Genomic DNA, 15,279 nt, shown 5'->3' on the forward strand with positions numbered 1-15,279 from the left:
CTAGGATATTTCTCCTGTACTTTTTTCCGATACCTTCTTAAGCACTGACCATTCTCCTTTTTTTGATAAAAAACAACCGTCCTCTTTACCTCCTTTATTCTTTTAGGAATACAGTCTCTAGGTACAAACACATGTTTTTATTTGGATTACTTGTTTTAAAGTCAGTAATGGGAATTTCCTCCCATCTATTTTTTTGTACGTTATTAATGGTAAATATATCCTCTATCCTTGCTTATAAATAGAATTTTTTAACATTATTACTTTGTTTTACTATTTATTATCCAACCTCTACCAAAAGACTAGATGAAAATTTATGTCTGAATCTATTGGATTATTTTTTGAATTTTCTGATACTTTTCTGTCAATTTCGACATCATTCTTCTACACGCTTTATTAATCTGAACTTGTCACCGAGATATCCTTACATAAGTTAAATACCTACTAGTTTAGTAGAGGAACTTTAACGAAAGGGGGAGCGTTCATCGGTTTTTTGACATTTATTTTAAAGGGGGATATGAAATGACCAGGAAAAGAAATCGTAATTTTGCTAAAGTGTTTAGTATCATTATGTGTTTGTTACTGATCGTCCCAAGCTTTATTCCGCAAAATGCAGCAGCACAAGGAAAAAAAGCATCCATCTCTTTAGGGGAATCAAAAGAAGTGATGGCAAATAAAATACCTGAAAGATTAACTACACAATTTAGTAAGAATGATGAAAAAGTTACATTCCTAATTAAATTTAAGGACCAAGTGGATACGCTGGCAGTAGCGGCCAAAGCTGAAAAGTCAGCGAAAATCCAAAAAGCCTCTGCAGGTCAACAAAAACTTATGAAACGCAACGCTGTTGTCTCCGAATTAAGGGCAACTGCCATTGAAACGCAGGGAAATGTAAAAGAATATCTTGAAAAGGTACAAGCAGAAGGGAAAGCAAAAGACATCCAGTCCTTCTATGTAGTAAACGGGATGGCCGTTACAGCTACAAAAGAAGTAATGGAAGAACTTGCGAAATTCCCTGAAATTGAAAAACTATTACCAAATGAAACACGTCAGCTAGACCCTTCAGCAGAAGCAGCTAACACCACTGGAGTTGCAGTGGAGGAAAAACCAGCTGCTGGACTTGCAAATATCGAGTGGGGTGTAGCCCAAATTGGTGCTCCACAGGCTTGGGAAATGGGTGTGGATGGTCAAGGAACTGTGGTGGCCAGCATTGATACTGGTGTGCAGTGGGATCATCCAGCATTAATGGAAAAATATCGCGGCTACAATGCAGGAAATGGTAGTGCAAGTCATGAGTACAACTGGTTTGATGCTACCCCAGCAAACCAATCTACTCCATATGATGATGACGGACATGGAACGCACGTAACTGGTACGATGGTTGGTTCTGAGCCTAATGGATCGAACCAGGTTGGAGTTGCACCTGGTGCTAAATGGATCGGTGTTAAAGCATTTACCCCTTCAGGCGGGACCGATGTAGCCTTACTAGCAGCTGGGGAATGGATACTTGCTCCAAAAGATGCAAACGGAACACCTAATCCAGCGATGGCGCCAGATGTTGTCAACAACTCTTGGGGTGGTGGACCTGGATTAGACGAGTGGTATCGTCCGATGGTGCAAGCTTGGGTTGCTGCTGACATCTTCCCTGCTTTTGCAGCTGGAAATACAAGAATCGGAAACCCAGGCGGTCCTGGATCTGTATCCACACCTGGTAACTATCCAGAGTCCTTTGCAACAGGGGCAACCGATGTAAACATGAATCTGGCTAGCTTTTCTTTGCAAGGTCCTTCTCCTTATGATGAAACGAAGCCCGAAGTTTCTGCACCAGGCGTTGGTATTCGATCTTCCTTTCCTGGAAGCAGCTATGGTGCTGCAAGTGGAACCTCGATGGCAAGTCCGCATGTGGCTGGGGTTGTAGCACTATTAAAGCAGGTTAACGCTAACTTAACCGTTGCTGACATTGAAGAAATTTTAATGACAACTGCAACTCCAAGAACGGATACAAACTTCCCTGAATCTCCAAACAACGGATATGGACATGGAATCATCAATGCGTTTGATGCAGTATCCTCCATTATCTCCGGGCTAGGAAAAATAAAAGGGCAAGTAGCGAAAGACGGTGAAGATAACGATGCTCCTACGTATGAACATTCTGCTCCAGCAGAAACTTATTCTGGCATGAGTCTTCCATTAAGCATTCATGTTCAAGACAACGTGAGTATCTCGTCTGTCACCCTTCAATACCAAAACACTACTGGTGATTGGGTAAACCTTGACGCAGAGCGTGCTTCTGGATCTTACAATGATGCAACTTACACTGCAACTATACCTGGCGACGACATTGCAGAGCCTTCTGTATCGTATCGCTGGCGCATAGTGGACTTTGGTGGAAATGATGTATCCACAGATACGTATGAAGTAAGCGTTCAACCAGGAATCACCATTGGATACTCTACCGATTTTGAAACAGACCCAATTGGTTGGTACTCCTTTGGTGCAGAGAATACTTGGCAATGGGGGGCCCCTACAAGTGGGCCAAACGGTGCCAACTCTGGTGAAAAAGTATATGCTACTAACCTAGAAGGCAACTACGGAAACCGTGCAAACATGACTCTTGTGATGCCTCCTATCGACCTGCCAGCTGATAGTGCAGCATATTTACAATTCATGAACTGGTTCAACCTTGAAACACGGTATGACTTTGCTCATGTATTTGTTTCCACTGACCAAGAAAACTGGACACAGCTTCTCCGCTTTGACGGAATCAGCGAAAACTGGACGGCAAGAGAAGTAGACTTATCAGAGTACGCTGGTCAACGTATCTACATCGGCTTTAACGTAACAACAGATGGAAGTGTTGTTCGATCAGGCTGGTATCTTGATGATGTCGCATTATCTGCTGAATCTAATGCGAGTGAGTCTGCTTCCACTCAATTGGAAGTGGAAAAAGAAGAGAAAGTAGCAGTAAAAGAAGAGAAAGTAAATCCGGATAAAATTCATCCTATTGCCACTCCTGAAAAAGCAGAAGCAGTGACAGAGGATGTAAATCCAGCGGTCCTCCCATTACATGCACAAGTTACCGTTGTAGAAACAAACCGCTCTGCAAACACGAACCCTGCAAATGGGCAATATGAGCTTTTACATGCAGCAGGAACATTTACGGTAAAAGCAGAAGCTTATGGGTTCCACCCAGCTGAGCAAACAGTGGAAATTGCACCAGACGGGGAAGCAGTTGCAAACTTTGTGCTAGAAGAAATCGCACAAGGGACATTAACAGGTACGGTCCTTAACAGCGCAACAGGTGAGCCTGTGTCAAACGCAACCTTAATGTTAGTCGAAGATGCGGCCATTGCTCCTGTTACTACAGATGAAAATGGAAACTTCTCCATCACAGCATATGAAGGAGACTACACGCTTCGTGTGATGGCGCCTTCGTATTACAGCGAAAATGTAGAAGTTAGCATTACTGGGGATGAAACTACCGAGCTTGACCTTGAATTACGCCCATTCATTGGATATCCAGGTGAACTAGGATATGACGATGGTACCGCTGAAAATGCACGTGCCTTCTTTGACGCAGGTAACGGGTGGGCAGTGAAAATGTCGCTACCAGAAGGTCAAAATAGTGCCCTCGTCACTGGCGGATTGTTCCGCTTCTGGGATACATCATGGCCAGATCCTGGTGGAACAGACTTTCAAGTAGAGGTTTGGGATGCTACTGGCACAGACGGAGCACCTGGTTCGAAGCTTGCTGGTCCATTTGACGGAACGGCACTTCGTACAGGAGAATGGACAACTGTTGATTTGGCTGCACATGGGATCATTGTAGAACAAGACTTCTATATGGTTTACATCCAGTCTCACCCTAACCCGAATACACCTGGTCTTGGAACGGATGAAGATGGAGAATTTGCTGGACGCAGCTGGCAATACGTTGGCGGAGCATGGTCACCATCTCCAGAAGAAGAAGGCAACTATATGATCCGAGCACTTGTGAACTTTGAAGTAACACCACCAACAATCACTTCTCCTGCTGATGGTTCTTACACAAATGAATCTTCAGTCACAGTAGAAGGGAACGCGTCTCCTACTACAACCGTTCATGTGTTAAACAATGGAGAGGAAGTTGCCACTGCTACAGCCACGGACGAAGGAACATTTACAGTAGACATTGAGCTTGGTGAAGGCGAAAACGTCCTAACTGCTAAATCTTCAACAGAAACTGGCGAAACTGAGGAATCTGTTCCAGTAACCATTGTCCTTGATCAAGACGCTCCTGAGCTTGCGATTACAAGCCCAGCTGATAAATCCAAAACCAATCGTGAAACAGTAACGGTTACTGGAACGGTTGCAGATGCAAACCTTAAGTTTGTAAAAGTTAATGGTCAAAAAGCAACGGTAACGGATGGCACTTATTCTCACCGTGTCATGCTTGAGAATGGGGAAAATAACATTCGCGTTGTGGCAGTAGATTTAGCAGGAAATCGAGTGCGTGAAAATGTGACGATTTATGCTAAATATAACGCACCAGAAATTTCTAATCTTCAACCAACAGAGGATAAGCATTTACGTGCCGGTGAATCAGTGAAGATTGAGTTTAATAGTGAAGAAGACTTACGTGCAACATTCTCCATCCGCATGCCGCTGACAAATACAGCGACCATGATGCAAGGAAACGATGTGAATTACAATGTAAGTAACGCTGTTGAGCTTCCTTTAATGGAACAATCTCCTGGTTACTATGTTGGTTACTGGACGGCCACTTCAAGCGTGGTCGCAAGTGGAGCGGAAATTGAAGTAAAGGTAGTCGATGACTTTGAAAATGTAACGCGCGCTATCGCAGATGGGAAACTGTATATTAATGAACCAGAAGAGGATAATGGAAAAGGGAAAAAGAAGCCTAAAAAGCCAAAAAAGAAGAAAAACTAAGTAGAGTTTTTGTGAAGGGGCAGTCACTTTCGGGTGATTGCCTGTTTTTTTTTGGGTGTTGATGTGGTGGACCTTGCATTTATGGGAGTGGAATTAATTTATCGTCAAACTTTTGATTTTATGAGCGACTTTTTCATTTTATCGTCCACTTGAGGCAAGATAAAGGCCATTCGACACAAAACCACAAATTTCGCAATCGCCTCCCTTTTCCCCCACTCCACCAAAAATCACCACAAAAAAAACCAGCCACCCCACAGATGACCGGCTTTCCCAAAAACAAAAATTAACCAAGTGACGCAACAAACGCCTCAATTTCATCTTGTGTTTTACGATCCTTGCTTACAAATCTTCCTGCCTCTTCACCATTTCGATAGCCAACAAAGCTAGGAATTCCGAAGACACTCAATTCTGCACAAAGGTCAATGAATTTATCTCTGTCCACATAAATGAATGTGTACTCTTTAAACTTTTCCATAATTTCAGGCAACACAGGCTCGATAACACGACAGTCCGGACACCAGTCCGCAGAGAACATAAACACTACATTCCCTTCTGCTTTCAATGCCTCAAATTGCTCCAAAGATTGTAATTTTTCCATTACCCTAACCTCCAATATTTATTTTCATATCGCCAGCTTTGATAAGTGATTTTTTTCTTAACCATTCCGATATCGCTAAACTTACCACAGCAGGCCCAACAATGTGAAGCAATAAGATTTTCAGCAAAACAGAAACAGAGAAACCCATAGCGGCAAAGGTCATAATTTGCCCGACAAATCCACTAGTTCCCATACCTGCTCCTTCCTTCACATTGGTCATTTGAAACAGAGTGGTACCAAGCGGAGCAAACAAAACTCCTGCAACTGTTGGAGGGACAATAATCCATGGGTTTCTTATCACATTTGGCACTTGTAGCATCGATGTCCCTATTCCTAAAGCTAACAATCCAGATACTTTGTTTTCACGATAGCTACTCACTGCAAACCCAACCATTTGGGCTGCACATCCAATAGTAGCAGCACCTGCAGCAACTCCTTCTAGCCCGAGCATCATGGCAATCGCCGCACTTGAAATGGGAGCTGTTAACGCCCATCCCATTAAAACAGCTACCAAGATTCCCATGATTATTGGCTGTTGCTCCGTAGCCCACATAATGATAGAGCCCAGAGAATTCATTCCAGTATTAATCGGTGGACCAATAAACGTAGCAACCAAAAAACCAACAAAAATAGTAACAAACGGAGTCACAAGAATATCTATCTTCGTTTCTTTTGAGACGAGTTTCCCAATCTCTGTTGCGAAAAGCGCAGCTACAAAACTACCTGCAGGTCCTCCAAGCTGTGCACCCGCTGCCCCAGCAATGACTGTCGCAAAAAGAACCAGTGGCGGGGCCTTTAAGCCATAGGCAACTGCTGCACCTATTGCTGGTCCCATTAGCCCCATCGCAAGAATTCCCATATCTGTAAAAAAGGCAAAGCCTAGCTGGTCTCCCAATGTTTTTATAATCAGACCAATAATAAGGGAAGAAAAAAGACCTAATGCCATATAACTCAAACCATCTATTAGATACACCTTTAACGATAAAGAAACACCTTTTTTTTCAAAAAAAGCTTTCATAATCCTCTCTCTTTCTTCTTTAAAATTTTGTCGCGTTTACAATTTAATAATAGCGAAAAATAGACGATATATACTAGTAGATTCTTTTATCTGGAGAAAAATTTGTAAAAACTTTATTGAGAAACATGTAGAATTATGTCTATAATAACTTAAAATGTCAGATTTTTAGTAAATTATACAAAATTCGAACGTTTTTCGCTTTTTAGGGGGGGTCCTATGAAAACAATCAGGGGTAGAGTTAGATTTATTTTGTTAGCAGCCATTATTGGACTTGTTATTGTGCTTTTATTTAATTTTTTCTTTTATCTTACACAGTCAAATGCCAAAGAACAGGAAGCTGCATTGTATGAAGCTGTGAATGGAAGCAAAGAAATAAAGTTCTTATTTTCGGATACAAGAAAAAATGAACAAGAATTTTTGCGAATTCCTAGTGATGAATCATCGACTGTTATAAAAGAAAATTTAGCAAAAATTATGGAGGAATCAAAAGACCTGCAAAGTGAGTTTGCTGAATACGAAGAATTGGTCAGCCAATTTAGCCAAATAGAAACAGCAGCCTCCAACTACTTAAATGAGTATGTCCCACTTGAAGAACTTTATAAAGAAATTGGATACACAGAATTTACAGGTCTTCAAGGGCAATTGAATAGTCATGTGAAAAATCTTGTAATCAATGTGAGAGGTTCGAGTGATGAGGATTTAAACAATACCATTTTAAATCTTCGCCTTTTTGAACAACAATATCTCGCTACAAAACAGGATGCAAGATACCGTGATTTTGAGAAAACAGCCAAACTTTTCAAAACACAAATAGAGGAATCGGAATTAACGGATTCTCAAAAAAGCGGGCTGATAGATCTCTACAATCCTTATGTGCAAGCAATGGAGTCTTTATATAATAATTACAATGCTTCTTATGGTTTCGTGAGAAATTTCGGTACCATTAGTACAGAAGTGGAGGAAAGTGTCAATCAAGTAGAAAGTTCTGTAACTGAGCTGCAAGCTAATCTTCAAGCAGAATCCAACTCTAAGCTTCAAACTATCATGCTTTTAACGCTGATTATTAGTGTGCTTCTACTCATATTCTTGAGCACAACTGGATATTTCTTAAATCGAAAAATCGCCTCGTCTATTCGGTCTTTAAAAGATGGAGCAACAAAGATTGGAGAAGGAAACTTTGCGTATCGCGTGCCAATTTCTACGAAAGATGAAATGGCAGACTTGGCAGTTACCTTCAACTATATGGCAGAAAAGATGCAGATTTCTCTTTTAAAGGTGATGGACGCAACAGACAAGTTGCAAGCTTCTTCTCAAAACCTAGCTGCTATATCTGAAGAAACCACTGCACAATCAACAGAAGTAAATGAAGCCATTAAACAAGTGGCCATTGGCTCCAGTGAACAAGCCTTACATTTAGATGAAAGTACCGATATTCTGAAAAAAGTAAAAGATGCCGTTGAGCTTGCTCAGCAGTTAAGCTTGACCATTAAAACGAAAGCCGACAACACTAGGATAATGGGAGAAGATGGATTAACGGTAGTCAAAGATCTTCATCAATCTTCAGAACAATTCCTAGAGCTTGCCAATCATTTGACAGAACGTGTGCAGCAGGCAACGAAACAATCACAGCAAATTCATTCTATCGTTGCAACCATTCAGGAAATTGCCGAGAATACTGATTTGCTAGCCCTCAATGCTGCCATTGAATCAGCAAGAGCTGGTGAGGCAGGTCGCGGCTTTGCAGTTGTTGCCCAAGAAGTAAGAAAACTTGCTGAACGTTCTAAGCATGAAGCACTGTCGATTAAAAAATTGGTAACTGAAATGGGATCACAAATGAGCAAGCTCTCTGAGGACGCGCTTCAATTTAACGAGTACCGTGATCTTCAGCAACAATCTGTCGATAAAACAAAAACATCCTTTGAAAACATTGCAGGAAATGTTCTTGAGATCAATAATAGAGTAGCAGATGTCCAAGATGCCATCATCCAAGTAACCAGCTCAAACAAACAATTGGAAGAAAAACTATCAGACGTACATTACATCTCAGAACAAGCAGCGGCTACTTCTGAACAGGTTAGTGCATCAAGTGAGCATCAAATCGTCGCTATTGAACAGGTAAATGAAGCCGCCATTTCGCTTTCCAATATTGCTACAGAGCTTCAAGAAGAAGTAAGCCAATTTATTGTCGAAGAAGATAACCTTGAAGAAACCTCTCTGGAATTAGAGAAGGAAGAAACAGAAATGGAAAACGAAAGCCTGACTGAAGAAAGCAGTCTCACAGACTATCCGAATGATGAAAGAAATGCTTATGAAGAAGCCGCTATTGGTTTAGAAGAACAAGAATCCTTTGAAGATCAGGAAAAAAAGAAATAAAATAAAGCTGGACCAGGAAATTCTGGTCCAGCTTTTTTATTGTTGATCCTTCACTTTTACAGAAGAAACAATCTCCATCATATATTTTGTACTGTTTTCTAGGTTATTCGTTTCTGTGACGGTAGTCATTTTTACACCGCCAATTCCTACCGTTACTTCGTGTTTCATATTTTCTTCCTCTTCAAGTGGAGCAACCAATACATATCCCAGTCTGCCATTATGAGAAAACGTATGATCTAGTTGCAGCTCACTATAATTTGATTTGGTAGATTCATAAACAACATCTGAATCTTTTGCCTCCATTGGATTAACAAAAAGAAGATAATGCTGCTCTTTATGTAGTAAAACGACATTGTTATTAGAAGCTGATTCAACCTCAAATTTTTCAGGGAGATGATATGTAAACATCTCTGTATCTTCTGTTGCTTCTACTGTTTCACCCTGGAAAACCTGTTCAAAGGTCTCTTTTGATTTCTCTAAAGCTTCTTCCTCTGAAACGGAACAACCAACCATAACGGATAAAGAAATAATAAATATAAAGACTCTTCCTAAATTCAACTCTTCCACTCCTTTTAGTACCTTAGAACTAAAAACCACTAATCCTATCATACCGATAATTTATTCTTATGTACATGCATTATTTAGAATTATCACTTTATTATCCTTTTTATGATAGACTAAATACTAGTGAAATAACAAGAGGTACTATTTGGAGGGATTATGATGAAATTTACTGTATATCTTGCAGGAGAAATTCATACGAACTGGAGAGAAGAGTTAATGGATAAAGCGAAATCATTAGATCTTCCCTTAGAGTTCGTCAGTCCTATGACAGACCATAATCGTTCTGATCATATTGGGGAAATGGTACTTGGTACCCAGCCAAACGCTATTGCAAAGGACGAGGCTGCTTCACAAATCAATAATCTTCGTACAGAATTGCTTATGAAAAAATCAGATCTTGTTATTGCGTTGTTTGGAGAAAAGTACAAACAATGGAATACTGCGATGGACGCAAGTGCAGCTATTTCCTTACAAAAGCCACTAATTTTGATTCGACCCCAAACATTGCATCATCCTTTAAAAGAGCTATCAAACAAAGCGAATGTCACAGTGGAAACAGTGAATCAAGCTTTGAAGGTCTTAACCTATATTCTTGAATAAAAATAGCAGGCCATCTTCGCCTGCTATTTTTTATGATATTGCCATTGTCCCAGTAATAAATCAGTAACATGCTTAAACATGTCAAGCCTGGTTATTGCACCTGCTGTAAAAACTCCTACTGCTCCCTCGTGCTTTCTAACATCTTTTCGTTGGCAATATTCATCCATTAGCACCCCAAGCTCTACTCCGTCTAAAAGCGGATCTTTAAATGAAGGTGGCAAAGGTATTCTTGCCCCTCCTGCGATAAATTCATTGCCCGTTCTGTCTACAATGGCACCCCAATTACACACCATTACCTGATTGTGAGAGGCTGGAAATATTACACCACCCTCTAAACCAATGGCAAGGTCTGCATGTTCATCTGATTCTAAGGCTTGCCTTGCTCTATATAATGCACCGGTTATTGTTTCATCATCGCTCCTTGGCTGCTGGCTTACACCTGAATCAACATCACGAAAACTTGTCTCTGCCTTCATTTGAAGGTCCTGTATACTTTTTTGCACTGCTTTATATTTTGCTGGATTTAAAGATCCTACTACAATCTTCATTGCATGTACTCCTTTAAATAACAAAGTGATGAGTGGTGAACTCATCACTTTGCTCTTAGTATTATCGATTTCTAATGGAATCCACCGTCGATTGATCGGCTGATTTTACAAGTCTTACGATGAGCTCTTTCGCTGCTGCATAATCATCAACATGAACGATTGAAGCATGTGTATGAATATAGCGTGAGCAAATACCTACTACTGCTGAAGGAACGCCGTCATTTGACGTATGTACACGCCCTGCATCTGTTCCCCCTTGAGAAATAAAATACTGATATGGAATTTGATTAGATTCCGCTGTATCTAAAACAAAATCCCTCATCCCAGTATGCGTAATCATGGAACGGTCATAAATACGAAGCAATGCTCCCTTTCCTAGATGACCGAATTCTTTTTTATCCCCTGTCATATCATTGGCAGGTGAAGCGTCTAAGGCGAAGAAAATATCTGGCTTTATCATATTGGCTGCTGCTTGCGCTCCACGCAAACCAACCTCTTCTTGAACTGTAGCTCCAGAATATAGAATGTTCGGTAGTGTTTCCCCTTGAAGCTCTTTTAACAATTCGATGGAAAGACCACAGCCATATCGGTTGTCCCATGATTTTGCCAGAATTTTTTTCTCGTTTGCCATTGGAGTGAATGGACAAATAGGAACGATTTGCTGACCAGGCTTAATGCCTATTCTTAACGCATCTTCTTTATCATCTGCACCGATGTCAATAAGCATGTTCTTGATATCCATTGGTTTGGCTCGCTTTGCTTCATCTAATAGATGAGGTGGGATAGAACCGATGACCCCAATAACTGGACCATTATCCGTCATCACCTGTACGCGCTGTGCAAGTAAAACTTGATTCCACCAGCCTCCTAAAGGTTGAAAACGTAGCATGCCGTTTTCCGTGATAGAGGTGACCATAAAACCAACTTCATCCATATGTCCAGCTACCATGACAGTTGGGCCAGTTTCATCCCCTTTTTTCACACCAAAAACGCCACCAAGTCGGTCTTGAACGATTTCGTCCGCATACTTTTCCAGTTCAGATCGCATAAAACGGCGGACATCATGCTCAAATCCTGGTGCACCTTGTAGTTCTGTTAATGTTTTAAAAAGTGACAATGTTTCCTGATTCAATAAAGTCATCTCCTTTTTCTTGTGGTTCCTATGTATGAATGCTCGATATCGTTTAGATTATCGAAATATTATAATTATATTGTATCGAACTTTCTCATTCGTTTCCAGCTTTGGCATGACATTTATTCTGATAACAAGTTATACTATTAGGTAGAAGGTGAAATCGTATTAACTAGTAGTGAAATAATGAATTTATCATGTTAATTGATGGAAAGGGTGATGCTGACATGAAGTGGAAAGCATTATTGATTGGAGCGGGAATAGGTGCCGCAGCTGCGTTATTTATAACAGAAGTGACAAAACAACCATCCATAAAACCTGAGAAAGCGCTTAAAATTGCTAAGGAAGCTTTCAAAAAGAAAGGACCAGTAGACGGTTCTTGGATTCAAATGGTCCCAGAGACTATACTTAAAAACGAACTATCCTATTCTGTATACAGAGGCGGAATTTCCAGAAGAATAGATAACGTTTTAGAACAATACGAATTTATTGTGGATAAAGATACAGGTGTAATCTTGGATGTAAACCAGATAAAGTAGACAAAAAAACAGTAGCCTTAGCACAGAAAAAAACTGTGCTAGGCTTTTTTTATCTTCTTCGTTCTACCTTTTCCATGAATTCATTAGATTCGCTCCATTTTACAGCCCGGTAATGAGCATCATGATAAAAAGTAAACCAAGCATTGCGCTTGATACCTTCCTTAATCCACTTTTCTTTTGCCTCAATGGAGGTCATTGGATAATCATCATAGGCGAGCACCCACAATGATGGGAGATGCGCATGCGTTGGCATCAAGTCAGCCATATGCAATAGGAGTTCATCTCCTTGCGTTAATTCTAATATACTATGGCCGTCACTGTGGCCACCGGTATGTATCATCTTCATGCCTTCTATAATTGTCGTTTCAGAAGTAAACGTTTTAACCTGGTCTTCGATTCCCTGCCAATTCATTTCCCAATATGTATTTCTTGATCGAATATTAGGATTTCTCATTTCATTCCACTCTATTTCGGAAACATGGATGCTGGCATTAGGAAAAACAGATACGTATTGACCCTTTTCCTGATCAAATCTTGTTAATCCACAAACATGATCAAAATGAAGATGTGTCATTACAATGGTATCAATATCTTCTGGTGTAAGTCCTAATTTTTTCAAATCCTCTTCTACCCTTGACTCTTCCGTTGCCCCATAGTTCCGCTTTTGTTTTTCTGAAAGCTTGCCTTTTCCGATACCTGACTCAACTAGAACATTTTGCGTTTCTGTTTGTATTAGAATGGGGTCAGTCCGCAGCTCTATTTGGTTGAGGTCATTGACAGGATATTTTCTTGACCATAAGGCTTTCGGAACTACTCCAAACATCGCCCCTCCATCAAGATGTGTCACGCCACCATTAAGCCAGGTTAGTTTCCAGTTCCCAAACGCTAACGTTTCCATTTCATCTCTCCATTCTCCCTTTGTTTTGTAGACTAGCTTCACTTCATTGTACCAAAAAAAACTGCCCCTGGGTTAGGAGCAGTTTCTGCTTAGTTTTGATATTGCACTTCACAACGATAAATAGGAAAGCCCTTACTAGAAAATTTTTCTTCATATTCTGTCATGATATTGCCTTCATATCCACTGTTATGCAAATCTAAGCTAACATATTTTAACAGCAAACCATACTCAGAAAAGCTCATGAGAGAAAATTCGAATAGCCCTCTGTTGTCGGTTTTAAAATGAATTTCCCCTTTTGGGACAAGCACTGATTTGTACAAATCTAGAAACGTTTTGTAGGTTAGTCTTCTTTTTGCATGACGTGTTTTTGGCCATGGATCAGAAAAGTTTAGGTAAACTCTCTCTACTTCCCCAGTTTCAAAATAATCCATTAACTTTTGTGCGTTTACGTGAAGTAATTTAATATTTGGAATATCTGCTTCCACTGCTCTTTCAATTGCTTTCACGATGACACTTTCAAACAGTTCAATGCCTATATAATTAATATCAGGATTTGCTTTGGCCATCTCGGTAATAAAGGTCCCTTTTCCAGTTCCTACTTCAATGTGGATAGGATTGTTGTTACCAAATAAGCTGTGCCACTTTCCTTTTTGGTTTTCAGGTTTCTCTATGCAGTAATAGGAATGTTCAGCAATATAGTCTGCCGCCCAGGGCTTATTTCTAAATCTCATTTACATGTCACCTCATACGTTGTCAGTTTTTTCACATAAAAGAATCGGCCATTATGACCGATTCTTTTCCCGTGTATAAGAATGATAAAAAAACAAAGGCTAGTCATATAATAAATAAAGGAGTGCTGAAAAATGCCGTTAAATTATCATGATCAAATACATCTTTTAAAGGATATTTTGGCGGATCATCAAATAGATTGCTGCGGTTCTGTTGCAGAATATGAGCAACTTGAACGGGTGGTTAAATCATTAATGGTCAATAATCATATTGATCAAAATGTAAAAAATATTCTACAAGACATTTACACTTATAGCCAGGCAGGTATTAATTCCGCCAATGACCACGAAGTCAATCAGCAACACCAAGCCCAATTTTCGAATTGGATCGAAAGTATGGATCAATACTCATAGCTCTACTGGCAAAAGTCTCTCAAGATAATTGAGCCAATTTTGTTTTTCTTTTTCAATATTCTTATGGTGATACCATTGAATGGACAGGATGGTCTGTGCAATTACATACCAATGCATTCTATGACGTAAATCGTCTGTCAATGGTATCCCATAGGTGGAGAGCCAGTCATCCCACTCATGTTCTGGGATATACCAGTACAATAACATACATAAATCTATAGCAGGGTCTGCGATAACCGCCCCATCCCAATCAATTAAAAATAATTGCTGATTGTCAGAAAGCAGCCAATTATTATGGTTAAGATCACTATGGCAAACCACTTTCTCACGATACCCGACATTGACCATTTCCTTGGTTAAGAAATCCAGTGATTTTTGAATGACCTCTAAGGATAATAACTCTAGAGGCATACCATTTCGAATGTCATCCAAAATAGCCGAGGGCTCTACAGGCTCCTTGCCTAGTCGTGTTAGCATATCAAGCAGCTCTTTAGAGTGATGGATTTTATGCAGCAGCTGAGCTACAGCTTCCATGTTCATATCATTAGGTTTTAGTTCTCTTGCACTAATCCAGTGCTGAGCAGTAATAACATCCCCATTTTCTAAGCGTTTTGTCCAAACAAGCTTTGGGACAATTCCCTCCGCTGATAAGACAGCCAGAAAAGGCGATGAATTTCGTTTTAGGAATAGCTTTTTCCCTTCGTTTTGAGCGAAATATGCGTCACCCGTCAAACCACCAGCAGGACTTATTTTCCACTCATCACCTAATAAATGTTCCAACCATTTCACCTTCAATTTCAACACAACTTTTCGTTATCAAATATTAAAAACAGCGCAAGCGCTCCAATTTTTAAGCAAAAAAACAGCTATTGAACAATTCACAATAGCTATCTTTTAAATTTTATCGTTATTTGCATATTAAATCAAGTCTTTGTGTAACA

The 15,279-nt window shown here is 40.1% G+C and carries 13 protein-coding genes; 5 read left to right on the top strand and 8 right to left on the bottom strand.

Annotation, left to right across the window (positions count from 1 at the left end; all coding sequences use genetic code 11):
- Positions 1–519 precede the first annotated feature (519 nt).
- Entirely contained in the window at positions 520–4,926 is a 4,407-nt protein-coding gene (locus tag FIU87_RS15920; RefSeq protein ID WP_152445495.1) for a S8 family peptidase, read from the top strand.
- A gap of 283 nt (positions 4,927–5,209) precedes the next feature.
- Here FIU87_RS15920 and FIU87_RS15925 read toward each other — a convergent pair whose 3' ends face one another.
- The gene (locus FIU87_RS15925) at positions 5,210–5,524 is read right to left on the bottom strand and encodes a thioredoxin family protein (protein ID WP_152445496.1); all 315 of its coding nucleotides are present in this window, start codon (positions 5,522–5,524) and stop codon (positions 5,210–5,212) included.
- Between the two features lie 4 nt (positions 5,525–5,528).
- Entirely contained in the window at positions 5,529–6,542 is a 1,014-nt protein-coding gene (locus FIU87_RS15930) for a PTS sugar transporter subunit IIC (RefSeq protein WP_152445497.1), read from the bottom strand.
- A gap of 216 nt (positions 6,543–6,758) precedes the next feature.
- On the opposite strand from FIU87_RS15930, the gene FIU87_RS15935 reads away from it, so the two are divergent.
- Positions 6,759–8,915, top strand: a complete 2,157-nt coding sequence (locus FIU87_RS15935; RefSeq protein WP_152445498.1) for a methyl-accepting chemotaxis protein — start codon at positions 6,759–6,761, stop codon at positions 8,913–8,915.
- Between the two features lie 36 nt (positions 8,916–8,951).
- Here FIU87_RS15935 and FIU87_RS15940 read toward each other — a convergent pair whose 3' ends face one another.
- Complete coding sequence (locus FIU87_RS15940; RefSeq protein ID WP_152445499.1) at positions 8,952–9,473, bottom strand: hypothetical protein; 522 nt, start codon at positions 9,471–9,473, stop codon at positions 8,952–8,954.
- A gap of 165 nt (positions 9,474–9,638) precedes the next feature.
- Here FIU87_RS15940 and FIU87_RS15945 point away from each other — a divergent pair, with 165 nt between their 5' ends.
- The gene (locus tag FIU87_RS15945) at positions 9,639–10,079 is read left to right on the top strand and encodes a YtoQ family protein (protein WP_152446613.1); all 441 of its coding nucleotides are present in this window, start codon (positions 9,639–9,641) and stop codon (positions 10,077–10,079) included.
- A 23-nt stretch (positions 10,080–10,102) separates the two neighbouring features.
- Here FIU87_RS15945 and FIU87_RS15950 read toward each other — a convergent pair whose 3' ends face one another.
- Together FIU87_RS15950 and FIU87_RS15955 are read right to left on the bottom strand one after the other, a co-directional pair.
- Positions 10,103–10,627, bottom strand: coding sequence for a DUF84 family protein (locus tag FIU87_RS15950; protein WP_152445500.1), 525 nt, complete (start codon positions 10,625–10,627; stop codon positions 10,103–10,105).
- Positions 10,628–10,688: 61 nt separating this feature from the next.
- The gene (locus tag FIU87_RS15955; protein WP_152445501.1) at positions 10,689–11,759 is read right to left on the bottom strand and encodes a M42 family metallopeptidase; all 1,071 of its coding nucleotides are present in this window, start codon (positions 11,757–11,759) and stop codon (positions 10,689–10,691) included.
- Positions 11,760–11,956: 197 nt separating this feature from the next.
- On the opposite strand from FIU87_RS15955, the gene FIU87_RS15960 reads away from it, so the two are divergent.
- Positions 11,957–12,298: a PepSY domain-containing protein gene (locus tag FIU87_RS15960; protein WP_367643892.1), complete on the top strand. Its 342-nt coding sequence runs from the start codon at positions 11,957–11,959 to the stop codon at positions 12,296–12,298.
- Positions 12,299–12,347: 49 nt separating this feature from the next.
- On the opposite strand, the gene FIU87_RS15965 is transcribed toward FIU87_RS15960, so the two are convergent.
- Together FIU87_RS15965 and trmB are read right to left on the bottom strand one after the other, a co-directional pair.
- Positions 12,348–13,196, bottom strand: a complete 849-nt coding sequence (locus FIU87_RS15965; protein ID WP_152446615.1) for a YtnP family quorum-quenching lactonase — start codon at positions 13,194–13,196, stop codon at positions 12,348–12,350.
- Positions 13,197–13,285: 89 nt separating this feature from the next.
- Positions 13,286–13,927, bottom strand: coding sequence for a tRNA (guanosine(46)-N7)-methyltransferase TrmB (gene trmB / locus FIU87_RS15970; protein ID WP_152445502.1), 642 nt, complete (start codon positions 13,925–13,927; stop codon positions 13,286–13,288).
- 132 nt (positions 13,928–14,059) lie between these two features.
- Between trmB and FIU87_RS15975 the strand changes: the two genes are divergently transcribed.
- The gene (locus FIU87_RS15975; RefSeq protein WP_152445503.1) at positions 14,060–14,338 is read left to right on the top strand and encodes a YtzH-like family protein; all 279 of its coding nucleotides are present in this window, start codon (positions 14,060–14,062) and stop codon (positions 14,336–14,338) included.
- Here the strand turns inward: FIU87_RS15975 and FIU87_RS15980 are convergent.
- Positions 14,333–15,133: a phosphotransferase family protein gene (locus FIU87_RS15980; protein ID WP_172971082.1), complete on the bottom strand. Its 801-nt coding sequence runs from the start codon at positions 15,131–15,133 to the stop codon at positions 14,333–14,335. The two genes, FIU87_RS15975 and FIU87_RS15980, sit on opposite strands and share 6 nt — an antisense overlap.
- Between the last annotated feature and the right edge of the window lie 146 nt (positions 15,134–15,279).

The sequence above is a fragment of the Bacillus sp. THAF10 genome (assembly GCF_009363695.1).
In the GTDB taxonomy this organism is placed as follows: domain Bacteria; phylum Bacillota; class Bacilli; order Bacillales; family Bacillaceae_I; genus Sutcliffiella_A.

What these genes read in the sequence shown, in the direction of transcription:
- FIU87_RS15930 (WP_152445497.1), bottom strand. Translation starts at nt 6,542, where the DNA reads ATGAAAGCTTTTTTTGAAAAAAAAGGTGTTTCTTTATCGTTAAAGGTG.
- trmB (WP_152445502.1), bottom strand. Translation starts at nt 13,927, where the DNA reads ATGAGATTTAGAAATAAGCCCTGGGCGGCAGACTATATTGCTGAACAT.
- FIU87_RS15925 (WP_152445496.1), bottom strand. Translation starts at nt 5,524, where the DNA reads ATGGAAAAATTACAATCTTTGGAGCAATTTGAGGCATTGAAAGCAGAA.
- FIU87_RS15950 (WP_152445500.1), bottom strand. Translation starts at nt 10,627, where the DNA reads ATGAAGATTGTAGTAGGATCTTTAAATCCAGCAAAATATAAAGCAGTG.
- FIU87_RS15920 (WP_152445495.1), top strand. Translation starts at nt 520, where the DNA reads ATGACCAGGAAAAGAAATCGTAATTTTGCTAAAGTGTTTAGTATCATT.
- FIU87_RS15945 (WP_152446613.1), top strand. Translation starts at nt 9,639, where the DNA reads ATGAAATTTACTGTATATCTTGCAGGAGAAATTCATACGAACTGGAGA.
- FIU87_RS15960 (WP_367643892.1), top strand. Translation starts at nt 11,957, where the DNA reads ATGTTAATTGATGGAAAGGGTGATGCTGACATGAAGTGGAAAGCATTA.
- FIU87_RS15935 (WP_152445498.1), top strand. Translation starts at nt 6,759, where the DNA reads ATGAAAACAATCAGGGGTAGAGTTAGATTTATTTTGTTAGCAGCCATT.
- FIU87_RS15975 (WP_152445503.1), top strand. Translation starts at nt 14,060, where the DNA reads ATGCCGTTAAATTATCATGATCAAATACATCTTTTAAAGGATATTTTG.
- FIU87_RS15965 (WP_152446615.1), bottom strand. Translation starts at nt 13,196, where the DNA reads ATGGAAACGTTAGCGTTTGGGAACTGGAAACTAACCTGGCTTAATGGT.